Below are 22,186 nucleotides of genomic sequence, written 5' to 3' on the forward strand. Positions count from 1 at the left end.
GATGAACATCAAGCGTCTGATGGACCTTGGTTGCTACCGTGGCCTGCGCCACCGTCGTAACCTGCCGGTTCGTGGTCAGCGTACCCACACCAACGCTCGTACGCGCAAAGGCCCTGCAAAGGCCATTGCCGGTAAGAAGAAGTAAGGGAGGGTCTGATCAATGGCACGCGAAAAGACAAAGACGAAGCGTAAGGTTTCCAAGAACATCGCCGCAGGTGTGGCGCATGTTAACTCCAGCTTCAACAACACAAAGATCCTGATCTCTGACGTTCAGGGTAACGCAATTTCCTGGTCCTCCGCAGGTACCATGGGCTTTAAAGGGTCGCGTAAATCGACACCTTACGCGGCTCAGATGGCTGCTGAAGATGCAGGTAAAAAAGCCCAGGACCACGGCGTGAAAACGCTGGAAGTCGAAGTGCAAGGCCCCGGCTCCGGCCGTGAAAGCGCCCTGCGCGCGCTGGCAGCTGCCGGGTTCAACATCACATCGATCCGTGACGTGACCCCAATGGCGCACAACGGCTGCCGCCCTCCGAAACGCCGCCGCGTCTAAGAGTGTAAGTTACAAAAGGGGCCGCGCCTTTGCGCACGGCCTCTTACTGCTTTGTTGAAACCTCGGGAGTTCTTCGCCATTTGGACATGGGGCGCAGAACAGGAATGGAGGGACGTATGATCCACAAAAATTGGGCTGAATTGATCAAGCCACAGCAGCTGGACGTCAAGCCGGGCAATGACCCTGCACGTCAGGCTACTGTCATCGCCGAGCCGCTCGAGCGTGGCTTTGGTTTGACAATGGGCAACGCGCTGCGCCGCGTTCTGATGTCGTCGCTGCAAGGTGCCGCCATCACATCTGTACAAATTGATAATGTTTTGCACGAATTTTCGAGCGTTGCGGGTGTTCGCGAAGATGTCACCGACATCGTTCTGAACCTCAAAGGCGTTTCCCTGCGCATGGAAGTCGAAGGGCCCAAGCGCCTGTCGATCTCTGCCAAGGGGCCGGGTGTTGTCACAGCTGGTGACATCTCCGAAAGCGCTGGTATCGAAATTCTGAACCGCGATCACGTGATCTGCCACCTGGATGACAACGCTGACGTTTACATGGAACTGACGGTCAACACCGGCAAGGGCTATGTGGCGGCAGACAAGAACAAGCCAGAAGATGCGCCTATCGGTCTTATCCCGATCGACGCGATCTATTCGCCGGTCAAGAAAGTGTCCTATGACGTGCAGCCGACCCGTGAAGGTCAGGTGCTGGATTATGACAAGCTGACGATGAAAGTCGAAACAGACGGCTCCATCTCTCCTGACGATGCCGTGGCCTTTGCTGCGCGTATTCTGCAGGATCAGCTGGGCATCTTCGTCAACTTCGACGAACCCGAATCCGCATCGCGTCAGGACGACGACGACGGTCTGGAATTCAACCCGCTGCTGCTGAAGAAAGTGGACGAGCTGGAACTGTCCGTCCGTTCGGCAAACTGCCTGAAGAACGACAACATCGTCTACATCGGTGATCTGATCCAGAAGACCGAAGCCGAAATGCTGCGCACGCCGAACTTTGGCCGCAAGTCCTTGAACGAGATCAAGGAAGTGCTGTCGGGCATGGGCCTGCACCTTGGTATGGACGTCGAGGACTGGCCACCAGACAACATCGAAGACCTCGCGAAAAAGTTCGAGGATTCGTTCTAAGAGATTTGTCGGGTGGGGCTTCCCCGCCCGACAATACGACCGGGCATCGGCCCCAAGGAGAGTTGGCGCTACGCACGCCAACCAGACAAAGTAAAACCGCCCGTAGAGGGCATTAAATTGGAGACTAGAAAATGCGTCACGCACGTGGTTACCGCCGCCTGAACCGTACACATGAGCACCGCAAGGCGTTGTTCTCGAACATGGCAGGCTCGCTCATCGAACATGAGCAAATCAAAACAACATTGCCAAAAGCCAAAGAATTGAAGCCAATCATCGAAAAGATGATCACATTGGCAAAGCGCGGCGACCTGCACGCGCGTCGTCAGGCTGCAAGCAAACTGAAGCAAGACCAGTATGTCGCGAAACTGTTCGACATCCTGGGCCCACGCTACAAAGACCGTCAGGGTGGCTATGTCCGCGTTCTGAAAGCGGGCTTCCGTTATGGCGACATGGCACCTATGGCCATCATCGAATTCGTAGATCGCGACCGCGACGCGAAGGGTGCAAATGACAAGGCGCGCGTCGCGGCCTATGAGGTTGCCGAAGACTAAAGCGACCTGATTTTGTTAAGAATTCTGAAAGCCCCTGCCAACGCAGGGGCTTTTTGCCTTTATGCCTTCGGCGAGGATTTAAATCCATTTGGAACTCGGGTGTTGCGCAAGGGCCTGTGGCTGCGCATATCTGGGGGCATGAGAATACTTCTGATCCTGCTGACCGTTCTGTCTTTCCCTGCCGCTGCGCAAACGGTGCCAAGCTCTGCCGCGCAGATCCAGTTGAGCTTTGCGCCGCTGGTCCGCGAGGCCGCGCCCGCCGTGGTGAACATCTACGCCCGCACCATCGTCGAACAAAGCCGCACGCCGCTGCAGGCTGATCCATTCTTCGAACGTTTCTTCCGACGGCCAGACGCCGGCCGCCCACGGGTTCAGAACTCGCTCGGGTCCGGCGTGATTCTGTCGGAGGACGGGATCGTGGTGTCGAATTATCATGTGGTCGGGATGTCGACGGACATTCGGATCGTCCTGTCGGACCGTCGCGAGTTTTCCGCCCGCGTGCTGCTGAGCGATGCAGAGAGCGATCTGGCTATCCTGAAAATCGATGACGTAGACGGGCTAACCCCTTTGTCGTTGCGCGATAGCGATACCGTCGAGGTCGGAGAGTTGACGCTGGCCATCGGCAACCCCTTTGGGGTCGGGCAAACGGTGAGCAGCGGGATCGTGTCAGGGCTTGCGCGGTCTGGCGGGATGAACGGTGGCGGGCAGGGATACTTCATCCAAACGGATGCACCGATCAACCCGGGCAACTCTGGCGGTGCGTTGATCGATGTAGAGGGGCGGTTGATCGGGATCAACACCTCGATCTTGACACGCTCTGGCGGTTCAAACGGGATTGGCTTTGCGATACCTGCCAATTTGATCGCGGCGTTCATGGCGCAGGCGCGCGACGGGGCCGTTGAATTTACCCGACCTTGGGCGGGGATGAGCGGCCAGCCGGTGGACGCGGATATGGCGGGCCCGCTGGGGCTGGACCGGCCTGGTGGGATCATCGTGTCGGGGATGCATCCTGCCAGCCCGTTTCTGAAGGCCGGTGTTGCAGTCGGCGATGTGATCACGGCGGTCGATGGGCAAGAGGTACATACACCCGCCGAGATGATCTACCGCATGAGCGTGGCCGGGATGGGCGCACAAGCGCGGATCACGCGGCTGCGCGATGGCAAGGTGGAAGAGGTTGAGGTCGCCCTGATCGCCGCACCGGAAGAGCCATCGCGTGCCGCGCTGACGCTGGATGACAGCAGCTTGCTACCGGGGTTGGCGTTGGCGCGGATCAATCCTGCTGTGATGGCTGAATTGAACCTCCCGCTTGAGGTCGCGGGCGTGGCGGTGATGGATACCGGGCCCTATGGTGCGCGCGTGGGGTTGCGGCAGGGGGATGTGATCCTGGCCGTGAACGGGGCCGAGGTGCAAACACCGTCGGATGTCAGCGACCAGATGGCGGGCAGCCGGCAGGTGTCGATGGTGGTGCAGCGTGGCGTTCAACGTCTGTCGCTGCAATTCCGGGTCTAGCGCGATGGCGGACCTATTTGGATCGGACGCACCGGCTGTGGAAAGCGGGCACCGCCCGTTGGCGGACCGGCTGCGCCCGCGAAGCTTGGGCGAGGTCATCGGTCAGTCACAGGTGCTGGGGCCGGACGCGCCGCTGACGGTCATGCTGCAGTCGGGGTCGCTGGGGTCGCTGATTTTCTGGGGCCCGCCCGGCGTTGGCAAAACGACGATCGCGCGACTGCTGGCGGATGAGACGGACCTGCATTTCGTGCAGATCAGCGCGATTTTCAGCGGTGTGCCTGAGCTGCGCAAGGTCTTTGATGCGGCGAAAATCCGGCGACAGAACGGGCAGGGGACACTGCTGTTCGTCGACGAGATCCACCGCTTTAACAAGGCGCAGCAGGACGGCTTCCTGCCTCACATGGAGGATGGAACGATCCTGCTGGTCGGGGCCACGACCGAGAATCCATCGTTCGAGCTGAACGCCGCTGTGCTGAGCCGGTCGCAGGTTCTGGTGTTGGAACGCTTGCCGCTTTCTGATCTGGAACGGCTGGCCCAAAGGGCCGAAAAGGAACTGGGTCGTGGCTTGCCACTGGACGGGCCTGCGCGTGAAAACCTGCTTGAGATGGCCGATGGCGACGGGCGTGCGTTGCTCAACTTGATAGAGCAAGTCGCTGCCTGGAAGGTCGAGGGCAAGCTGGACGGCAAGGCCCTGTCGGCGCGGTTGATGCGGCGCGCGGCGCAATACGACAAAGGGGGGGACGCGCATTATAACCTCATCTCAGCGCTGCATAAATCCGTGCGCGGCTCTGACCCTGACGCGGCGCTGTACTGGTTGGCGCGGATGCTGGAGGGAGGCGAAGACCCGCGGTATCTGATGCGCCGGATCACGCGCATGGCGGTCGAGGATATCGGGCTTGCCGATCCGCAGGCGCAGTCTGTTTGCCTGCAATCGTGGGAGACCTACGAGCGGCTCGGCTCGCCCGAAGGGGAGCTGGCGATTGCGCAGGCGTTGACCTATCTCGCGCTGGCCCCCAAGTCGAACGCGGCCTACGTGGCCTATAAGGCTGCGCGGCGTGCGGCCAAGCAAACCGGCTCCTCTCCGCCGCCCAAGCACATCATGAACGCGCCCACCAAGATGATGAAGGAACAGGGCTACGGCGCGGGGTATGCCTATGACCATGATGCCGAAGACGGGTTTTCCGGCCAGAACTACTTTCCCGACGGGATGGAGCGACCGCAATTCTATCAACCTGTCGAACGAGGCTTTGAACGTGACCTGAAAAAACGCGTCGATTATTTCGAAAAGCTGCGGGCAACGCGGAAAACTTGACATTCGGGGCGTGAACCGTGAGAGACCGCAGATGATTTCAACCCTGTCCCTTGTCGCTATGGGCGGCGCGATCGGTGCCTCCTTGCGGTATCTGTTTGGTGTCGCCGTGACGCGGCTGGTCGGGCTGTCGGATTTTCCGATCGCGGTGTTGACGGTCAACATCATCGGGTCGTTCTTGATGGGCCTCTTTGTGGTGTGTGCCGCACAAAAAGGGCTGACGCAGATCAGCCCGTTTGTGATGACCGGCGTGCTTGGCGGCTTTACAACGTTCTCGTCCTTCTCGCTCGAGACGGTCACGTTGATGGAGCGCGGCCAGATCGGGGCGGCAGGGATATATGTGGCACTGTCCGTCGGGCTATCGGTGCTAGGATTAATGCTGGGCCTTTTCGTGGCCAGAGGGGTATTTGCATGAGCCGGGTTCAACATCTGGTCGTAGAAGAAGGCGACGGGGATCAGCGGTTGGACCGTTGGTTCAAACGGACCTTTCCGCTGATTGGCCAAGGGCTGATCGAAAAGATGTGCCGGAAAGGTGACATCCGTGTTGATGGGGGGCGGGTCAAAGCCTCTACTCGGCTTGAGGTCGGGCAGACCGTGCGTATCCCGCCGCTGCCTGATGAAAAGGCTCCGCCGCCGCCCAAGCGCACGCGGATATCAGAGGCGGATACCAAGTTTATCCGGTCCTGTGTGATCTATCGCGACGATCACATCATCGCGCTGAACAAACCGCCGGGGCTGCCGGTGCAGGGCGGGTCTGGTCAATCGGACCGCCATGTCGACGCGCTTGCCGATGCTTTGATGTTCGAGCTTGATGAAAAGCCGCGCCTTGTGCACCGCTTGGATAAAGACACCTCTGGCGTGCTGATCATGGCGCGGACACGGTCGATTGCCGCCGCGCTGACAGCGTCGTTCCGCCATCGTGAAACCCGCAAGATCTACTGGGCTGCGGTCGCGGGCGTCCCGCATCCGCGCAACGGGACGATCAAATTCGGGCTGGTCAAAGCCTTCGGTCACGGCGCCCGTGGCGAGGGCGAAAAGATGTACTGCGTCCACCCGAAAGACATGGAAACAACCGAAGGCGCAAAGCGCGCGACCACCGATTATGCGACCCTTGCACAGGCCGGTAAGCGGACCTGCTGGATGGCGCTGATCCCTGTGACGGGCCGGACGCACCAGCTACGTGCGCATATGGCTGAAATCGGGCATCCCATTGTCGGAGATGGTAAATATGGCGGTTCAGGTCAGGAGAACATGGGCGACGGATGGGGTGCGCAACTGGGGGGCGATATCTCGAAGAAGCTGCACCTGCATGCGCGATCTCTGACGCTGGAGCATCCCGTCACCAAGGCGCGACTGAACCTCACGGCCCCGCTGCCGGACCACATGGCGCGCACCTGGGACACGTTCCAGTGGGCACCCTCCGACGTGCCTGCTGACCCGTTCGAGGAGGATTGGGGGTGAGCGATTGGAAAGCGAAACGTTTCTGGAAAGATGCGGCCGTTGTCGAGGCGGAGGGTGGCTATACTGTCGAGCTTGACGGGCGCGGGATCAAGACGCCGGCCAAACGTGCGCTGGTGGTGCCAACCCGCGCTATGGCGCAGAAAATCGCTGCTGAGTGGCAGGCACAGGACGGGGTGATCAACCCCGACACCATGCCCGCCACCAAAACCGCCAATGCAGCGATCGACAAGGTTGCGCTGCAACATGCCGAGGTTGCGGATATGTTGGCGGCCTACGGCGACTGTGATCTGCTGTGCTATCGCGCGGATAGCCCGGCTGAGCTGGTCGCGCGGCAAGCCGAACAATGGAACCCCATGCTGGAGTGGGCCCGCGAGGCCTTGGGCGTGAGCTTGCAGACCCGGGTGGGGATCATGCACGAACCCCAGTCACCTGCGGATGTCGCACGCTTGTCGGCGCGCACCCATGCGTTAAGCAACTTTCAACTCGCTGCCTTCCACGACCTTGTGAGCCTGTCTGGCTCACTAATCTTGGGCTTTGCGGCGGCGCTTGACGCGAGGGAAGCGGAATCGATTTGGGAAATCTCGCGTCTGGACGAGATTTGGCAGGCCGAGCAGTGGGGCAATGATGACGAGGCAGACGCCTTGGCCGCAGTGAAAAAGACTAGTTTCTTACACGCTAAGTTGATGTTTGACCTGAGCGTGCCCGAATAGGTTTCACGGTGACCCCAATACATAGGATTGAGGGCATTTTTTAAGCACACTGACTTGACGTTCCGGCGTAAATTCGCCCAAACTCCCTTCCACTGACGGGGATAACCCCGCCAAAACATCTCCGGTCCGAAAAGGTGCCGGGTGAACCGCCCTAAAACGTGGCGGAAAATCAGGAAGAGGTTAAAATGAACAAATCCGTATTTTTTGGTGCGCTAACAGTAGCCGGCCTTGCGGCTGGCGCAGCTGCTGCGTCCACGCTTGACGATGTCAAAGCGCGCGGCAAGCTGAACTGCGGCGTTACCACCGGTCTGGCAGGCTTTGCGGCCCCCAACGCCAATGGTGAATGGGAAGGCTTTGACGTGGCGGTATGCCGCGCCGTTGCCGCTGCTGTACTGGGCGACCCCGCAGCTGTCGAATTCATCCCCACAACCGGCAAAACACGCTTCACCGCGCTGGCTTCGGGCGAGATCGATTTCCTTGCACGTAACACCACATGGACCTTCAGCCGCGATGTCGACCTCAAGTTCGACTTCATCGGCGTGAACTACTATGACGGTCAGGGCTTCATGGTTCCGAAAGAGCTTGGCGTTTCCTCTGCCAAGGATCTGGATGGCGCGACTGTCTGCATCCAAACCGGTACCACGACCGAGCTGAACCTCGCGGATTTCTTCCGCAACAACAACATCAGCTACGAGCCCGTTCCTGTTGAAACAAACGCCGAAGGCCAACAGCAGTATCTGGCCGGTGCGTGCGACACCTATACTACCGACGCATCCGGTCTGGCCGCGACACGTGCGACCTTTGAAAACCCAGGTGAGCACATCATCCTGCCCGAAATCATCTCCAAAGAGCCTCTGGGCCCGCTTGTTCGCCATGGCGACAACGACTGGGGCGATGTAACCCGCTGGGTTCTCTACGCTCTGATCGCAGCTGAAGAGCTGGGTGTCACATCGGCAAACGTCGAAGAGATGACAACAAACACCACAAACCCAGAAGTTGCCCGTCTGCTTGGCACCGAAGGTACTTTGGGTGAAATGCTGGGTCTGGAAGCTGACTGGGCGAAGAAAGCTATCGCGTCGCAAGGTAACTACGGCGAAATCTTTGCCAAGAACATCGGCGAAGAAACACCAATCGGTCTGGCCCGTGGCCTGAACGCTCAGTGGACAGACGGCGGCCTGATGTACGCGCCTCCTTTCCGCTAAACACATCCGTCGAGGGGCGCGGAGCAATTCCGCGCCCTTTGCGCCTATACGACGCAAAAATAAAACCCGGCCCGCGACACCGAATGGTGCGTGAAAAACAGGTCCGGCACACAGGGAAAATCTGATGACGACAATGTCCGACCCTCAACAGGGCTCGTTCCGGCTGTCGATGTTGCTTAACGACACCCGCTATAGATCCTACACCTTCCAGTTTATCGCGCTGATACTGCTTATCGCATTGATGTCGTTTCTGGGCATTAACCTGGTACGAAATCTGGCAGAGGCCGGATTGAACATCTCTTACGGGTTTTTGAACGTGCCAGCCGGCTACGATATCAACCAATCCTTAATCGATTATAACAGCCAGTCATCGAACCTGCGTGCCGCAATGGTCGGTATCATTAACACGCTTCTTGTTGCGTTTCTGGCCTGTGTCACTGCGACAATTCTGGGTGTGATCGCCGGTGTGGCACGCCTGTCCAAGAACTGGCTCGTGTCCAAACTGATGTCGGTCTACGTCGAGATTTTCCGGAATATTCCGGTGCTGATCTGGATCCTGATGATCTACACCTTGATGACGGCCGTATTGCCCGCGCCCAACAAGTTCCGCGGTGACAACGCCACGTCGAGCATGCTTTTCGACGCCTTCGCCTTCACCAACCGCGGCATCTACATTCCCGCACCGGTTTGGGGCCCGGGGTCTATGATCGTGGTTGCGACCTTTGTGCTGTCGATCATCGCCGCGATTATCTATCGCCGGTATGCGGTTAGCCTTCTGTTCCGTACGGGCAAGCTGCTGCCTATGGGATGGCCCACTGTCGCGATCTTGCTGGTGCCGACGATTGTGATGTTCTTCATCATGGGCAGCCCCATCGCATTGGATTACCCCGAGCTTAAGGGCTTTAACTTCCGTGGTGGTCTGCAGATCGGCGCGCCGCTGATCGCTTTGTGGTTGGCTTTGTCCGTATACACCGGTGCCTTCATCGCCGAAAACGTGCGTGCAGGTATTCAGGCGATCTCAAAAGGGCAGACCGAAGCTGCATCGTCGCTGGGCTTGCGCCCGAAGCGGGTCATGAACCTTGTGGTTCTGCCGCAGGCGTTGCGTGTGATCATTCCGCCGCTGATTTCGCAATACCTAAACATCACGAAGAACTCGTCGCTCGCGATTGCCGTAGGGTATGCCGATATCACTGCGACACTGGGGGGGATCACATTGAACCAGACCGGCCGCGCGATCGAATGCGTGCTTTTGCTGATGCTGTTCTATCTTACGATCTCGCTATCGATCTCTGCGATCATGAACGTCTACAACAACTCTGTCAGCTTGAAGGAGCGGTAAGATGTCAGATACACACGCCGCCTCCGTCCCTTATGTGCGGGACACCATGTTGCCACAGCACGCGCCCCCGCCAACCGCGCAGGGGCCTGTAAAATGGGTCCGCGAAAGCCTGTTTTCGTCGATCCCTTACACCATTCTCACGCTCGCAGCGCTTTACGTTATCTATCTGATTCTTTCCGGCTTTCTTCCTTGGTTGCTGGGCGGGGTTTGGACGACATCCAACATTCGCGAGTGTCGCGAAGTATTGGACGGCGTCCAAGCTGGCTGTTTCTCGGTGCTGACAGAACGCTGGAACCAACTGTTGTTTGGTATCGCCTATCCACAGGACGGCTACTGGCGCCCGACATTGGCATTCGTACTACTGTTCGTCGCCGTGTCACCGGTGCTGTTTAGCAATCTGCCACGTGGGCTCATCCTTTTTACCGTCATCTATCCTTTCATCGCCTTTTGGTTGATCTGGGGCGGTTCCCTTTTGGTGCCATTGTCGGCGTTGCTGGCCGTAGTGGTCGGCTATGTGGTCTACAGCAGAATCGTTAAGACAAGCTTTGCAGGCGGCCTTTTTGCGGGTCTCATCGCGGGCGTCGTGACGTGGTTTGTCCTTGGCTTCATTACGCCAAGCCTATCCGGCGTACTCGCGCTGGAACCGGTCGCCTCGCGGAATATGGGGGGCTTTATGCTCAACATGATCTTGGGCGTGATCTGTGTGTCTTTGTCCTTGCCGATGGGCATTCTGCTTGCACTGGGTCGTCAATCGAGCTTGCCGATCATCAAACTGATCTGCGTTGTTTTCATTGAGTTTATCCGAGGGGTGCCTCTGATTACGTTGCTTTTTGTTGCCAACGTGGTCCTGGCTTACTTCCTGCCGCCGGGCACAAACTTCGACCTGATCCTGCGTGTTATCATCATGATCACCATGTTCGCGTCGGCCTATATCGCCGAGGTGATCCGGGGTGGGTTGGCAGCCTTGCCACGTGGTCAATACGAGGCTGCAGACAGCTTGGGCCTAGATTATGCGCAGGCCATGCGCCTGATTATTTTGCCCCAAGCCTTGAAAATCTCGATCCCAGGGATCGTTAACGTGGCCGTCGGGCTGTTCAAGGATACTACGCTGGTGTCGATTATTTCGATGTTCGACCTGGTTGGGATGATCCGCGGGCCGATCCTAGCGTCGACTGACTGGAACGGCGTCTACTGGGAACTGTGGGGCTTTGCCGCCTTGCTCTTCTTCGTCGTCTGCTACGGCATCTCGCAATATTCACAATGGCTGGAACGTCAACTCCAGACCGACCACCATTAAGGAAAGGCTGTTATTATGGCTGAACAAGCACAAGCGCTGAAAGTCTCGAACGAGGTCGCGATCAGCATCGAGAACATGAACAAGTGGTACGGTACTTTTCACGTACTGCGGGATATTGACCTGACCGTTTACCGTGGTGAACGTATCGTTATTGCCGGACCGTCGGGCTCGGGGAAGTCAACTCTGATCCGCTGTATCAATGCCTTGGAAGAGCATCAGAAAGGCCGGATCGAAGTCGACGGTACAGTGCTGTCTTCGGACGTTAAAAACATCGACAAGATCCGCTCCGAAGTCGGGATGTGTTTCCAGCACTTCAACCTTTTCCCGCACTTGACGATCCTCGAAAACTGCACGCTTGCTCCGATCTGGGTACGAAAAACACCTAAGAAGGAAGCTGAAGAAATCGCGATGCATTTCCTTGAGAAGGTTAAGATCCCGGATCAGGCGGACAAGTACCCAGGTCAGCTTTCTGGTGGTCAGCAGCAACGCGTGGCGATCGCGCGCAGCCTGTGTATGCGTCCGCGTATCATGTTGTTTGACGAACCAACCTCAGCCTTGGATCCGGAGATGATCAAAGAGGTTCTGGACACGATGGTCGAACTGGCTGAGGAAGGCATGACGATGCTCTGCGTAACGCATGAGATGGGCTTTGCCCGTCAGGTGGCCAACCGCGTCATCTTTATGGATGAAGGCCAGATCGTCGAACAGAACGAACCTGAAGAGTTCTTTAACAACCCCCAAAGCCCGAGGACCAAGCTCTTCCTCAGCCAAATTTTGGGCCACTAAGTTTCAAGGGCGGGGATTTCCCCGCCCTTTTCTATTGGGCAAGCATCCGTGGCGTCATGTACGCCTGTACGTCGCCGCTGTGCCAGCGCACTCCCCTCCAGTCGTCCACTTCGAATGACATCACCATTGTCGCACCCGGTGGGGTTCCGGCTGCAAGATGAGCTATGGCACCCACACGGGGCAGGAGGTGCGCCATCTCTGCCACGCCGGGGTTGTGCGCCAGAAGTAATACTGTGGACCCTTCAGCGCCCTGTATGGCCGCCATCAGCCGTTCTGTATCTGCTAGATAAAGGCGGTCTGTGAAGATTCGTTTAACAGCGGAGGGAATTTCCAAAAGTTCGAGCGTTTCCGACGTTCGCCGAGATGCAGAACATAGTGCAAGGTCAGGTCTGTAGTCTTCGGCGTCGAGCCATCGCCCGATTGCATGTGCGTCTTGCCGACCTTTGTCATCCAAAGGCCGGTCAAAGTCCGTCGTGATCCCCGCCGGCCAACCTGCTTTTGCATGGCGCATCAGAATAAGGCGTCTCATCAACGTTTCCTTAATGTATCGGCCGCATAAGCAAGAAGCTCAAACAGCCGGAAACAGGGGAGGGGGCAGTATGCAGTAATTTATATAGTCGTTGTTACTGGCCGCGGATAATGCTCCCTGCGCCATGTTCGGTGAAAAGCTCCAACAAGCAGGCGTTAGGGGCTCTCCCGTCCAAAATTACCGCTGCGCGCACGCCACCGTCGATCGCATCAAGCGCAGTTTGTGTTTTGGGTATCATACCACCGGCAATCGTTCCGTCTGCCACCATCTCGCGTATCTGGCTCGCTGTTAGCTCCGTCAGTACGTCGCCTTCGGCATTCTTCACGCCCGCAACGTCGGTAAGCAGCAGCAAGCGGTCTGCCTTCAGCGCAGCTGCAATCGCGCCCGCCGCAGTATCGCCGTTGATGTTAAATGTTTCACCGTTGCGGCCCATGCCAAGGGGCGCAATCACCGGGATAATCCCTTTGTCGGCTAGATCGCGGAGCAAACGGGGGTTTACTTCGGTCGGTGCGCCGACCAACCCCAGCTCTGGGTCCTCTTGGTCACAGATAATTAGGCCGCTATCCTTGCCAGACACACCGACGCAACGCCCACCCTGTGCCGTGATCGCTTGCACAATGCGGGCGTTCACAAGGCCCGACAGAACCATTTCAACGATTTCCATCGTAGCAGCGTCGGTCACCCGTTTGCCGTTTACGAATTCGGACTTGATGTTCAGCCGGCCGAGCATGTCGTTGATCATCGGGCCGCCGCCGTGAATGATGACGGGGTTCACGCCGACCTGGCGCATAAGTGCTACGTCGCGCGCGAACTCTTCCATCGCATCGTCGCTGCCCATGGCGTGACCGCCCAGCTTGATAACAACGGTCGCGTCAGCGTAACGCTGCAAGTAGGGGAGCGCTTGGCTCAGGGTGCGTGCGGTGGCGATCCAGTCGCGATTCATGTCTTGTTTTCTCATTCTCTGCCTCGGTAAACGCCGAAGTGCTCGTCACTCCAACGTCGCGATAATGGCACGGAGCGTAGGGATGCCCCAGCCCTTTTCAGAAGACGTAACCACGATTTCGGGGTAGGCGGCTGGGTGCTTGGCAAGCGCACCACGGACCTGATCCAAAACCTTCTGACGCTCTACTTCTTTAACCTTGTCGGCTTTCGTGAGGACACATTGAAAAGTCACGGCTGAGCTATCTAGCAAAGACATGATTTCGTCATCAACCTTCTTCACACCATGCCGCGCGTCGATCAGCACAAACGCACGGCGGAGCGTTTGCCGACCTGAAAGGTACTGTTTCAGCAACCGTTGCCATTTTTCGACGACGGGTAGAGGGGCGTTTGCATAGCCATACCCGGGCAAATCGACGAGGTAGTGATCGTCGGCCGCGGTAAAATAGTTGATCTCTTGAGTGCGCCCCGGCGTGTTGGACGCTCTTGCCAGCGCTTTTGTGCCCGTCAAGGCATTGATCAAAGTCGATTTACCAACGTTTGATCGCCCTGCAAAACACACCTCCATCCGGTCGGCGGGTGGCAGGCCGTCCATCGCGACAACGCCTTTCACAAACAGCGTTTCGCCTGCAAATAGCATGCGGCCTTTTTCGGCTGCATAGGCATCAGGCTCTTCGGCGATGCTAAATTGGATTTGCATGAGTTAAAGTACCTTTACCTGGTCGCTAATTGCGACGGAGCCCGTGTGAATGACCTCAGCGTATACGCGGAAATCTTGGTGACCCCAAGTGCTCAATACGCGCAACATGTCGATGTCGCGCTCGCCGTTGAGTGGATTCGCGGTGGTCGCTTGGCACCGCTTGATGGTTTCCCGTACGCGTAGGACAGTTTCGCCAGCTGACACGTCGTTCCCGACTCAATCAAGATCGCTTCATGGTGTTGCGGCATCAAACCAAATGGTGCTTTTGACCCGGTGCTCAAATTTGCACAATGCGCCCATTCGGTCTCATCTAGACGCGCCGCGCCATGCGCAACGGCCCAGGTCTGGTTCCACGGCATCGACTGCCCCGTGGAGGGCGCTGTATGATCCAGCTCTTCGCGACCATGGCTTTTGAGCGGGTGGCGATAGAGCTGGGTCACCGTTGTCATTATTTCGGATCACCCTTCCGTCCGAATTTCATGCTGCCTTTAATATTCCCTAGGATATCAGGCTTATAGCCCTGACTGCGCATGATCAGGTACTGCTGCGTAAAGGTAATCGTGTTGTTTGCGATCCAGTAGACAACGAGGCCAGATGCGAAACCGCCAAGCATGAACATGAAGACCCATGGCATCCATGCAAAGATCATCTGCTGCGTGGGATCCGTAGGGGCCGGGTTCAGTTTCTGCTGTAGGAACATCGAAATACCCAGCAGCAACGGTAGGATCCCGATAAAGACCAAGGCCAGAACGGTCCCTGCTTCGGGCGCAGCCCATGGCAGCAGACCATAGAAGTTGAAGATAGATGTCGGGTCTGGGGCGCTCAAATCCTGAAACGGGCCGAAGAAGGGGGCGTGGCGCAGCTCCAACGTGACGAAGATCACTTTGTAGAGGGAAAAGAAAATCGGAATCTGCATCAAAATCGGCAGACAGCCGGCGGCTGGATTCACTTTCTCGCGTTTATATAGCTCCATCATGCCCTGTTGAAGCTTTTGACGGTCGTCGCCTGCGTCCTTTTTCAGCTTCTCCATCTGTGGCTGAAGCTCTTTCATCTTCGCCATCGAAACGTAGGATTTATACGCAAGTGGGAAGAGCAGAGCTTTGATCAGCAACGTCAGGCCGATGATCGCGACACCCATGTTGCCGATCAGCAGGTTTAGGTGGTGAAGGACCCAAAAGATCGGTTTGGTCAGGAAAAAGAACCAGCCCCAATCGATGGAGTCGATAAACTTGTATACGCCTTGCGCCTCATAGTCGCGCAGAATTTCCCATTCTTTGGCGCCGGCGAACAACTGTGTGGTGACCGTTGCTGTCTGCCCGCTTGCGACAGTTTGCGTCGGCATCACGGATTCGGTTTGAAAAATCTCGGTGCGTGGCAGGTACTTGACTGATAAGCGCGTTGGCTGTGCCGGATCCGGGATCAGGTTGGTCATGAAATAGTGCCCAGTGAAGCCGATCCAGCCGTTGGTTACACCGTCAATACGTTTGGATGGCACGCCGTTCACGGCGTCCAACTCGGGAATGTCATCCCAAGCGGTCTCAAGCAGTTCACCATTGTTCATGGCGACAAGACCCTCGTGCAGAATGAAGAAATTTTGCGCGTCGCTTGGAATACCGTGGCGTGCAATTAGCCCGTAAGGTGCAAGCGAAACCGAGTTTTCGGAAGTGTTCTCAACCTTCTGTTCGATCTTGAACATATAGTTTTCGTCGATTGAGATGGTGCGTGAGAAAAGCTGACCGGCGTCGTTGTCCCAAGTGAGCGTGACAGGGGTTTCGGCTGACAGCGTTTCACCTTGGCTAAGTGTCCAAAGGGTGTTTGGTCCTGGAACCTGTTCAGGGGCAATCCCCGCGCCTGGAGCCCAGCCGTAAAGCGCATAGTAGGCGTCGGGTGTGCCGGCAGGTGATAGCAAGCTTACGATAGGAGCATCTTCTTCGATAGTTGTATTGTAATCCTTCAAATGAAGGTCATCGACCCGCCCTCCTAGCAGCGAGATTGAGCCGGAAATGCGCGCCGTTTCAACGGGAATACGCGGCGCTTCTTCGAGAGCTGCCGTTGCCTCGTCCGACACGTCGGTAACATTGTCGGCTGCGCCTGCACTTGAAGGGACAACAGCTTCTGTCGAGGTTGCGTCCGTCACTTGCTGTGTGGCAGCCGAGTCAGTGACGGTTTCGGTTTCCGGAGGCGGAAACAACACGAACCACCCTAGGATGACTATGAAACTTAGAACCGTCGCGAAAATGAGATTCTTGTTTTGATCGTCCATGTGACCGTCACCTGATGCCTGTAATATCAGCGTGGGTTCAACAGAGTAAGGCACCAAAGGTCAAGTAGATTCGCCTTTTCCCCTTTGGTGCACACTGATCTGCCGAAGCCAAACATCAACGAATGCCACCTACCACACTGGGCAGGCGTGTCAGTTTTTGGCTATGTGTATGCATCCAAGTGGTCGCTTCGTGTATCTGCATGGGCGGCGCGATGCCGTCGCCTTGAACATGGTCGCAGCCCAGTTGAGACAATAAGCTATGCTCTCCGGCGGTTCGTATATCACAGGCCAGGGTTTCGACGCCCAAATCATGAGCCATCGCAACGACCGCTGACAGGATGCGGCGACGGTTGGGGTGTTTATCAACGTCATTGGTAAGAGATGGGTCGATAATCGCGAGGTCAACGCCGCATTTTTGAATAATCTCAACGCAGTGCGGACCGCTGCCGAAACCGTTAAGCGCGATACCGCATCCTAGCGTGCGAAGGTCACGACATGTGGAGATTATTGGGTGAGGGGGGGTATGCTGGCAAAGTTGTTGCGGCAGGGCTAGCCGTAAAGTGCCGGGTTTGACGTCAAGGCGATCAAGTTCCCATTCCAGTTTTGCCGCCAGTTGCACGTCATCCACTTGCTCGGTAGAAAGGTTGCATGTGATGATAAAAGGAACGTGAGACGTTCGTTGCAGGGTTTTAGCCCTGTGCAGCGCGTGGGTCAGACTGCTGAAGTGACTGAAAAGGGTTTCATCCTCTGCAATTTCCGAGGTGCTGATCGGCGCGGCCATGTCGGTGTTCATGCTGGTGTGGCAGGCCGGAACTGCCGAAAATCCGGTGATCATGCCGGAATGGGTGGATATCTGAGGCTGAAATAGAGTTCGAGCGTGCTGCATCGGTTCCCGAGGTATAGGATCGGTGCCGCCGCTTGGTCGGGCAGTGGCCGTCCTATCCAGGGGGCGCGTTCGCATTGGTTCTGATGGTGTATTACGCCACCTATCTGAAGCCAAATACAGCAAAGGGGGGGCGATAAAGCCGATGATAATTAACCCCTGCCAGCCGAACCAAAATACGGACAGCGCAAACCCAAGCAAGAGCACGAGACCAGCGGGTAGATGGCGGCGGGTTGTGCTGCGCCTCGAAAGATTGGGTTTAAGATCGTGTTGCAAATGATGCCTCGGCTGACAGTGTTACCGCCATACCGATAGCCCTTGCCTCTGACCAAAAGATTAATGTTCTGCCTTTGATCTAAAGGATTTGAATTAAACCCTCAGCTTTTCGAGGGTTTACTTGTCTCGACTGAGGCCTGCAAAATCAAACAGGTTCGGGTCCAACAGATGCGAAGGGCGTGCGTTCATCAGCGCGCGGAACATCACCTGGCGGCGTCCGGGGCTATTCGCCTCCCAGCCGTCTAGAATCGATTTTACCTGCTGGCGTTGCAGACCGACTTGCGAGCCGCACAAATCACACGGAATGATTGGATAATTCATGGCAGTAGAGAATTTTTCGCAATCGACCTCCGCGACATGGGCGAGGGGGCGGTATAGGAACAGATCGCCTTCTTCGTTCACGAGTTTTGGCGGCATGGTCGCCAAGCGCCCGCCATGAAACAGGTTCATGAAAAACGTCTCTAGGATGTCATCACGGTGGTGGCCTAGGACAACAGCGGTACATCCTTCTTCGCGTGCGATGCGATAGAGGTGCCCCCGACGAAGCCTACTGCACAACGCACAGAATGTGCGGCCCGCGGGTATTTTATCCATGACGATGGAATAGGTATCTTGGTATTCGATGCGGTGTTTGACACCCATCTTTTCAAGAAACGCGGGCAAGACCGTGGCGGGGAAATTGGGCTGACCTTGATCGAGGTTGCAGGCGACGAGTTCGACGGGCAGAAGACCGCGCCATTGGAGTTCGTGCAAGATGGCCAGCAGGGTGTAGCTATCTTTGCCCCCGGACATGCAAACCAGCCATTTGCCGCCGGGTTCGATCATCCCGTATTGCTCAATCGCCTCGCGCGTTTGTCGCACAAGACGTTTGCGCAGTTTGCGAAACTCAGTGCTTTGGGGGGCACCGTTGAAGAGCGGGTGAATATCTTCGGGTTGATCAAGCATGGACTTGGCTTAGTGCAACTAAGTTTGCCGATCAAGCGCCAGTACATGTGTATGGCGGCGATTGGTGATGTAGGGAAAGGAGAGAAGAGGAAGGGCTAGTCGGGTACGTTGTCGATGCCGCTATCGCCCCAAGGGTGGCAGCGAGCGATGCGCCGCAGGGTGAGCCAGCCGCCCTTAATGCCGCCATGTTTAGCAAGTGCTTCCAGCGCATATGCGCTGCATGTCGGGTGGTATCGGCAGTTGTGGCCAACCCAGGGGCTGAAGACGAGGCGATACCCTTTCACAGGCAGTGCCAAAACGCGCGCCAAAGGGGTCACTTTTTTGAACCAGAGCGTTGCTTGCCGTGCAGGATCCCCAAGGCCTTGGTGAAATCCGACTGCAGTTTGTCAAAGGGGAGGGATGCCGTGGCATCGCTGCGACCTACGAGCACATAATCCATACCGTCGCGTCCCTCGTGAGGGAGCGTCAGGCGTGCAACTTCGCGTAGACGTCGTTTGGCCCGATTGCGCGCAACGGCGTTGCCCACTTTTTTAGAGCAGGTGAACCCAACCCGTATGCCATCGGCTTCGCCCGCTGCGCGTTTACGCATCTGCAGGATGAAACCGGGCATGGCAACCCGAGGGGCACGGGATGCCCGTTGAAAGTCGGGGCGATTTTTGAGCGTTTGTACACGTAAAGAAACCGCCGGAAGCGTTTCCTCTGGTGTGGCGATGCTGCCATCCATAGGTGCCTCCGACGGTGTCATATCTTTTTGAAACCGAGGTCGCGTATTACGCGCTCAGTTCCTTCCGGCCTTGTGCACGGCGCGCGTTGATGATCTTGCGACCCGCTTTGGTTGCCATGCGTGCGCGGAAACCGTGGCGCCGTTTGCGCACAAGGTTTGAAGGTTGATAGGTGCGTTTCATCGCTCCGACTCCACTTTATACTTTAGCACGCGACCAGATTCGGCGCGTCACTGTCATTTCAAGCCCTGCTCCTAAAGCTGCAGCACGGGCAAGTCAAACCCTTGGTGCCGTTATTTCGGCCTTTGCAACAAATTAAGCCAGCTTATCTGCGCAATGTTACAGTTTTCTTGGGAATTGCCGTGACATCGTCATAAAAGCCGCCTTCACATCAACCACACGTGAGCACCCTATCTGACTGGCGATATTTGACCCATCTAATAAGGAACAACTTATACCCTTTTGAAAGTGACCCGACAATATGTCCGCACAAGCCTCTGAAAAGCCTTCGTGGTTTCGCTACTTGCCCTTTGTGGTCATCTTGGCGGTCGCGGTGATCGGCTATTTCGCCCTGCGCGATTATCTTACCTTCGAGACGCTGCGCGACAACCGCGAGGCGCTGATCGCTTTTCGTGACCAGCACTACGCGCTGACGATCCTCGTTTTTCTGGGCATTTATATCATGATTGTGGGGTTTTCCCTTCCAGGGGCGAGTGTGGCAACAATCACTGGCGGCTTTCTATTCGGGACAGTGTTCGGCGTTCTGGCAAATGTCACCGGCGCGACACTGGGGGCGGTCGTGATCTTTCTTGCCGCGCGTATGGGGCTCGGAGAGACATTGAAGGCGCGCATGGACGCGTCGGAAGGGCTTGTGCGGAAGGTCAAAGCGGGCATTGACGAAAACCAGTGGTCGATGCTTTTCTTCATACGATTGGTGCCCGTGGTGCCCTTCTTTGTGGCGAACCTTATCCCTGCCTTCCTGGGCGTGCCTCTTTATCGCTTTGTGATCTCTACCTTTCTAGGGATCATTCCCGGGTCGCTTGTGTTCACCTCAATCGGTGCTGGGTTGGGTTCCGTTTTTGCACGGGGTGAAACGCCAGACTTCGGCATTATATTCGAACCTCACATCCTGCTTCCCATTCTGGGGCTTTGCGCTTTGTCGGTGCTGCCCGTCGTGTTGAAAGCTGTCACCGGCAAAAAGGAACTTTTGAAATGAACCGCATCAAAACCGACCTGTTGATCATTGGCGCAGGCTCCGGCGGGCTGTCCGTCGCGGCGGGGGCGTCGCAAATGGGGGCGGACGTTGTGCTGCTTGAAGGGCACAAGATGGGCGGCGACTGCCTGAACTTTGGCTGCGTGCCGTCGAAGGCGCTGATTGCTACGGGCAAAGCGGCCTATGGGCAGCGGCACAGCGCGGAATATGGCGTGGCCAATGCGGCGGGCGAGGTGGATTACGCCGCTGCAAAAGATCATGTGGCGGACGTGATTGCACAGATCGCGCCGGTCGATAGTCAGGAACGCTTCGAAGGCTTCGGGGTCAACGTGATCCGGGAGTATGGGCGCTTCATCTCCGAAGACGAAGTGCAGGCCGGGGATACGGTGATCAAGGCGCGGCGCATCGTCATCGCGACGGGATCATCGCCGCTGGTACCCCCGATTACAGGTCTGGATACAACGCCATACGAGACGAACGAGACCTTGTTCAATCTGCGCGAAAAGCCCGAGCATCTGCTGATCATCGGTGGCGGGCCGATCGGGATGGAAATGGCGCAGGCCCACATACGCATGGGGTGCAAGGTTACCGTGATCGAGGGAGATAAAGCGCTTTCAAAGGACGACCCCGAACTTGCCGCCATCGTTTTGCAAACGCTCAAGGACGAAGGCATCGAGATTGCAGAAGGTGCGCAAGCTGCTGAAATCCGTGGGGATGTCGGCGCGATAGAGGTGGAAGCAAAAGACGGGCGCGTGTTCAAAGGCTCGCATCTTCTGGTGGCCGTCGGCCGCAAGGCAAACACGGATCGTCTGGACCTGGAAAAGGCGGGGATCGAACCGATCAAGAACGGGATCAAGGTTGACGATTCCCTGCGCACCACCAACCGCAAGGTCTATGCCATTGGCGACGTCGCAGGCGGGATGCAATTTACCCATGTTGCGGGCTATCACGGCGGCGTCGTGATCCGGTCGCTGATGTTCGCGCTGCCTGCCAAGGCGAAGACGGCGCATATCCCTTGGGCCACCTACACCGACCCAGAACTGTCGCAAGTCGGCCTGACCGAGGCGCAAGCCAAAGAGAAACACGGTGACAAGCTGGAGGTCGTGCGCTTTCACTATAACCACAATGATCGCGCCATCGCGGAGCGTAAAACCAAAGGTTTGATCAAGGTCATGGTGGTCAAGGGGCGCCCCGTGGGCGCAAGCATCGTCGGTTACCAAGCAGGAGAGTTGATCAACCTGTGGGCTTTGGCGCTGGCAAATAACATGAAAATGAGCCAGATTGCGTCTATGGTTGCACCTTATCCCACCATCGGCGAAATCAACAAACGTGCGGCGGGGGCGTATTTCAGCCCGCGTCTGTTCGAAAGCGATTTGGTCAAGACTGTCGTTCGACTGGTGCAGCGGTTCATCCCATAAAGCGCGCGCCTATGCTCAAATCCCTCTCCGGCAGGCTTCTTATTCTGACCACCATCTTTGTGATGCTGGCGGAAGTGTTGATCTTTGTGCCCTCTATCGCACGGTTTCGCGAAGAATACATGATGAACCGGCTAGAGAGGGCGCAGATCGCGTCGCTGACCCTGCTCGCAAGCGATATGATCGACCCCGAGCTTGAGGCAGAGCTGTTGCGCACCGCGCAGGTGTTTAATGTGGTGCTACGGCGAGACCGCATACGGCAGTTGGCACTGTCTTCCCCGATGTCGCAGACGATCAAAGAGACATACGATCTGCGCGATGCCTCCGCATGGGTGTTGATTCGCGATGCGTTCCATCAGCTGGCCGAAACAGAGCCGGGGGTGATCCGCGTGATCGGTGCTCCGGTGCAGGATGCGGGCTTGCTGATCGAAATCACGATGGAGGCGGGCTCCTT

24 protein-coding genes and 1 pseudogene are annotated in these 22,186 nt (G+C 57.0%); 16 read left to right on the forward strand and 9 right to left on the reverse strand.

Features of this window, described 5'->3' with window-relative positions:
* The 13 genes from rpsM to B3849_RS17370 all read left to right on the forward strand — a co-directional run.
* Positions 1 to 145, forward strand: a 145-nt coding sequence (gene rpsM / locus B3849_RS17310; protein ID WP_286780481.1) for a 30S ribosomal protein S13, incomplete at its 5' end; no start/stop codon positions are given.
* 15 nt (positions 146 to 160) lie between these two features.
* The gene (gene rpsK / locus B3849_RS17315; protein WP_005849789.1) at positions 161 to 550 is read left to right on the forward strand and encodes a 30S ribosomal protein S11; all 390 of its coding nucleotides are present in this window, start codon (positions 161 to 163) and stop codon (positions 548 to 550) included.
* A 116-nt stretch (positions 551 to 666) separates the two neighbouring features.
* Positions 667 to 1,683, forward strand: coding sequence for a DNA-directed RNA polymerase subunit alpha (locus B3849_RS17320; RefSeq protein WP_005849787.1), 1,017 nt, complete (start codon positions 667 to 669; stop codon positions 1,681 to 1,683).
* A 131-nt stretch (positions 1,684 to 1,814) separates the two neighbouring features.
* Positions 1,815 to 2,234, forward strand: coding sequence for a 50S ribosomal protein L17 (gene rplQ / locus B3849_RS17325; protein ID WP_005849785.1), 420 nt, complete (start codon positions 1,815 to 1,817; stop codon positions 2,232 to 2,234).
* A gap of 138 nt (positions 2,235 to 2,372) precedes the next feature.
* The gene (locus B3849_RS17330; RefSeq protein WP_286780475.1) at positions 2,373 to 3,743 is read left to right on the forward strand and encodes a trypsin-like peptidase domain-containing protein; all 1,371 of its coding nucleotides are present in this window, start codon (positions 2,373 to 2,375) and stop codon (positions 3,741 to 3,743) included.
* A gap of 4 nt (positions 3,744 to 3,747) precedes the next feature.
* A complete protein-coding gene (locus B3849_RS17335) occupies positions 3,748 to 5,055 on the forward strand; it encodes a replication-associated recombination protein A (RefSeq protein WP_064215815.1) in 1,308 nt (435 codons plus the stop codon).
* Between the two features lie 31 nt (positions 5,056 to 5,086).
* Entirely contained in the window at positions 5,087 to 5,467 is a 381-nt protein-coding gene (crcB, locus tag B3849_RS17340; protein WP_039911526.1) for a fluoride efflux transporter CrcB, read from the forward strand.
* Positions 5,464 to 6,513: an RluA family pseudouridine synthase gene (locus B3849_RS17345; protein WP_005849777.1), complete on the forward strand. Its 1,050-nt coding sequence runs from the start codon at positions 5,464 to 5,466 to the stop codon at positions 6,511 to 6,513. Before crcB ends, B3849_RS17345 begins: the two co-directional genes overlap by 4 nt.
* The gene (locus B3849_RS17350) at positions 6,510 to 7,223 is read left to right on the forward strand and encodes an ATP12 family chaperone protein (RefSeq protein WP_286780476.1); all 714 of its coding nucleotides are present in this window, start codon (positions 6,510 to 6,512) and stop codon (positions 7,221 to 7,223) included. The genes B3849_RS17345 and B3849_RS17350 overlap by 4 nt, the downstream gene beginning before the upstream one ends.
* Positions 7,224 to 7,408: 185 nt before the next feature.
* Complete coding sequence (locus B3849_RS17355) at positions 7,409 to 8,425, forward strand: amino acid ABC transporter substrate-binding protein (protein WP_037944858.1); 1,017 nt, start codon at positions 7,409 to 7,411, stop codon at positions 8,423 to 8,425.
* A 124-nt stretch (positions 8,426 to 8,549) separates the two neighbouring features.
* Positions 8,550 to 9,764 carry an amino acid ABC transporter permease gene (locus B3849_RS17360; RefSeq protein WP_037944857.1) on the forward strand — a complete coding sequence of 405 codons (1,215 nt, stop codon included), beginning with the start codon at positions 8,550 to 8,552 and terminating at the stop codon, positions 9,762 to 9,764.
* A 1-nt stretch (position 9,765) separates the two neighbouring features.
* A complete protein-coding gene (locus B3849_RS17365; protein WP_009825287.1) occupies positions 9,766 to 11,061 on the forward strand; it encodes an amino acid ABC transporter permease in 1,296 nt (431 codons plus the stop codon).
* A 15-nt stretch (positions 11,062 to 11,076) separates the two neighbouring features.
* Positions 11,077 to 11,847 (forward strand): amino acid ABC transporter ATP-binding protein, encoded by a 771-nt coding sequence (locus B3849_RS17370; RefSeq protein WP_005849767.1) that lies wholly within the window; start codon positions 11,077 to 11,079, stop codon positions 11,845 to 11,847.
* 31 nt (positions 11,848 to 11,878) lie between these two features.
* Here B3849_RS17370 and B3849_RS17375 read toward each other — a convergent pair whose 3' ends face one another.
* The 9 genes from B3849_RS17375 to rpmH all read right to left on the reverse strand — a co-directional run bounded on the left by B3849_RS17375 (position 11,879) and on the right by rpmH (position 19,287).
* A complete protein-coding gene (locus tag B3849_RS17375; RefSeq protein ID WP_286780477.1) occupies positions 11,879 to 12,376 on the reverse strand; it encodes a SixA phosphatase family protein in 498 nt (165 codons plus the stop codon).
* Between the two features lie 94 nt (positions 12,377 to 12,470).
* On the reverse strand, positions 12,471 to 13,334 hold the full coding sequence (gene argB, locus B3849_RS17380) for an acetylglutamate kinase (protein WP_174226614.1): 864 nt from the start codon (positions 13,332 to 13,334) through the stop codon (positions 12,471 to 12,473).
* A gap of 30 nt (positions 13,335 to 13,364) precedes the next feature.
* Positions 13,365 to 14,015, reverse strand: coding sequence for a ribosome biogenesis GTP-binding protein YihA/YsxC (yihA, locus tag B3849_RS17385; protein ID WP_278375114.1), 651 nt, complete (start codon positions 14,013 to 14,015; stop codon positions 13,365 to 13,367).
* A gap of 448 nt (positions 14,016 to 14,463) precedes the next feature.
* Positions 14,464 to 16,278, reverse strand: a complete 1,815-nt coding sequence (gene yidC, locus B3849_RS17390) for a membrane protein insertase YidC (protein WP_286780478.1) — start codon at positions 16,276 to 16,278, stop codon at positions 14,464 to 14,466.
* A 115-nt stretch (positions 16,279 to 16,393) separates the two neighbouring features.
* The gene (locus B3849_RS17395; protein WP_340251988.1) at positions 16,394 to 17,239 is read right to left on the reverse strand and encodes an EAL domain-containing protein; all 846 of its coding nucleotides are present in this window, start codon (positions 17,237 to 17,239) and stop codon (positions 16,394 to 16,396) included.
* A 315-nt stretch (positions 17,240 to 17,554) separates the two neighbouring features.
* Positions 17,555 to 18,382 carry a tRNA 2-thiocytidine(32) synthetase TtcA gene (gene ttcA, locus B3849_RS17400; RefSeq protein ID WP_286780479.1) on the reverse strand — a complete coding sequence of 276 codons (828 nt, stop codon included), beginning with the start codon at positions 18,380 to 18,382 and terminating at the stop codon, positions 17,555 to 17,557.
* A gap of 95 nt (positions 18,383 to 18,477) precedes the next feature.
* Positions 18,478 to 18,699, reverse strand: coding sequence for a membrane protein insertion efficiency factor YidD (gene yidD / locus B3849_RS17405; RefSeq protein WP_152540662.1), 222 nt, complete (start codon positions 18,697 to 18,699; stop codon positions 18,478 to 18,480).
* Positions 18,696 to 19,106, reverse strand: coding sequence for a ribonuclease P protein component (gene rnpA / locus B3849_RS17410; RefSeq protein WP_005849750.1), 411 nt, complete (start codon positions 19,104 to 19,106; stop codon positions 18,696 to 18,698). The genes yidD and rnpA overlap by 4 nt, the downstream gene beginning before the upstream one ends.
* Positions 19,107 to 19,152: 46 nt before the next feature.
* Complete coding sequence (gene rpmH, locus B3849_RS17415) at positions 19,153 to 19,287, reverse strand: 50S ribosomal protein L34 (RefSeq protein ID WP_005849748.1); 135 nt, start codon at positions 19,285 to 19,287, stop codon at positions 19,153 to 19,155.
* Between the two features lie 298 nt (positions 19,288 to 19,585).
* Here rpmH and B3849_RS17420 point away from each other — a divergent pair, with 298 nt between their 5' ends.
* The 3 genes and pseudogenes from B3849_RS17420 to B3849_RS17430 all read left to right on the forward strand — a co-directional run.
* Positions 19,586 to 20,320, forward strand: coding sequence for a TVP38/TMEM64 family protein (locus B3849_RS17420; protein ID WP_064215823.1), 735 nt, complete (start codon positions 19,586 to 19,588; stop codon positions 20,318 to 20,320).
* Entirely contained in the window at positions 20,317 to 21,735 is a 1,419-nt protein-coding gene (locus B3849_RS17425; RefSeq protein WP_278375116.1) for a dihydrolipoyl dehydrogenase family protein, read from the forward strand. Before B3849_RS17420 ends, B3849_RS17425 begins: the two co-directional genes overlap by 4 nt.
* An 11-nt stretch (positions 21,736 to 21,746) precedes the next feature.
* A pseudogene (locus B3849_RS17430) lies at positions 21,747 to 22,186 on the forward strand (sensor histidine kinase); the annotation flags it as partial.

Origin of the sequence: Sulfitobacter sp. UBA4523 (genome assembly GCF_002388305.1) — a bacterium.
In the GTDB taxonomy this organism is placed as follows: Bacteria; Pseudomonadota; Alphaproteobacteria; order Rhodobacterales; family Rhodobacteraceae; genus Sulfitobacter; species Sulfitobacter pontiacus.

What these genes read in the sequence shown, in the direction of transcription:
- rpsK (WP_005849789.1), top strand. Translation starts at nt 161, where the DNA reads ATGGCACGCGAAAAGACAAAGACGAAGCGTAAGGTTTCCAAGAACATC.
- B3849_RS17320 (WP_005849787.1), top strand. Translation starts at nt 667, where the DNA reads ATGATCCACAAAAATTGGGCTGAATTGATCAAGCCACAGCAGCTGGAC.
- rplQ (WP_005849785.1), top strand. Translation starts at nt 1,815, where the DNA reads ATGCGTCACGCACGTGGTTACCGCCGCCTGAACCGTACACATGAGCAC.
- B3849_RS17330 (WP_286780475.1), top strand. Translation starts at nt 2,373, where the DNA reads ATGAGAATACTTCTGATCCTGCTGACCGTTCTGTCTTTCCCTGCCGCT.
- B3849_RS17335 (WP_064215815.1), top strand. Translation starts at nt 3,748, where the DNA reads ATGGCGGACCTATTTGGATCGGACGCACCGGCTGTGGAAAGCGGGCAC.
- crcB (WP_039911526.1), top strand. Translation starts at nt 5,087, where the DNA reads ATGATTTCAACCCTGTCCCTTGTCGCTATGGGCGGCGCGATCGGTGCC.
- B3849_RS17345 (WP_005849777.1), top strand. Translation starts at nt 5,464, where the DNA reads ATGAGCCGGGTTCAACATCTGGTCGTAGAAGAAGGCGACGGGGATCAG.
- B3849_RS17355 (WP_037944858.1), top strand. Translation starts at nt 7,409, where the DNA reads ATGAACAAATCCGTATTTTTTGGTGCGCTAACAGTAGCCGGCCTTGCG.
- B3849_RS17360 (WP_037944857.1), top strand. Translation starts at nt 8,550, where the DNA reads ATGACGACAATGTCCGACCCTCAACAGGGCTCGTTCCGGCTGTCGATG.
- B3849_RS17365 (WP_009825287.1), top strand. Translation starts at nt 9,766, where the DNA reads ATGTCAGATACACACGCCGCCTCCGTCCCTTATGTGCGGGACACCATG.
- B3849_RS17370 (WP_005849767.1), top strand. Translation starts at nt 11,077, where the DNA reads ATGGCTGAACAAGCACAAGCGCTGAAAGTCTCGAACGAGGTCGCGATC.
- B3849_RS17375 (WP_286780477.1), bottom strand. Translation starts at nt 12,376, where the DNA reads ATGAGACGCCTTATTCTGATGCGCCATGCAAAAGCAGGTTGGCCGGCG.
- argB (WP_174226614.1), bottom strand. Translation starts at nt 13,334, where the DNA reads ATGAGAAAACAAGACATGAATCGCGACTGGATCGCCACCGCACGCACC.
- yihA (WP_278375114.1), bottom strand. Translation starts at nt 14,015, where the DNA reads ATGCAAATCCAATTTAGCATCGCCGAAGAGCCTGATGCCTATGCAGCC.
- yidC (WP_286780478.1), bottom strand. Translation starts at nt 16,278, where the DNA reads ATGGACGATCAAAACAAGAATCTCATTTTCGCGACGGTTCTAAGTTTC.
- B3849_RS17395 (WP_340251988.1), bottom strand. Translation starts at nt 17,239, where the DNA reads ATGCGAACGCGCCCCCTGGATAGGACGGCCACTGCCCGACCAAGCGGC.
- ttcA (WP_286780479.1), bottom strand. Translation starts at nt 18,382, where the DNA reads ATGCTTGATCAACCCGAAGATATTCACCCGCTCTTCAACGGTGCCCCC.
- rnpA (WP_005849750.1), bottom strand. Translation starts at nt 19,106, where the DNA reads ATGGATGGCAGCATCGCCACACCAGAGGAAACGCTTCCGGCGGTTTCT.
- rpmH (WP_005849748.1), bottom strand. Translation starts at nt 19,287, where the DNA reads ATGAAACGCACCTATCAACCTTCAAACCTTGTGCGCAAACGGCGCCAC.
- B3849_RS17420 (WP_064215823.1), top strand. Translation starts at nt 19,586, where the DNA reads ATGTCCGCACAAGCCTCTGAAAAGCCTTCGTGGTTTCGCTACTTGCCC.
- B3849_RS17425 (WP_278375116.1), top strand. Translation starts at nt 20,317, where the DNA reads ATGAACCGCATCAAAACCGACCTGTTGATCATTGGCGCAGGCTCCGGC.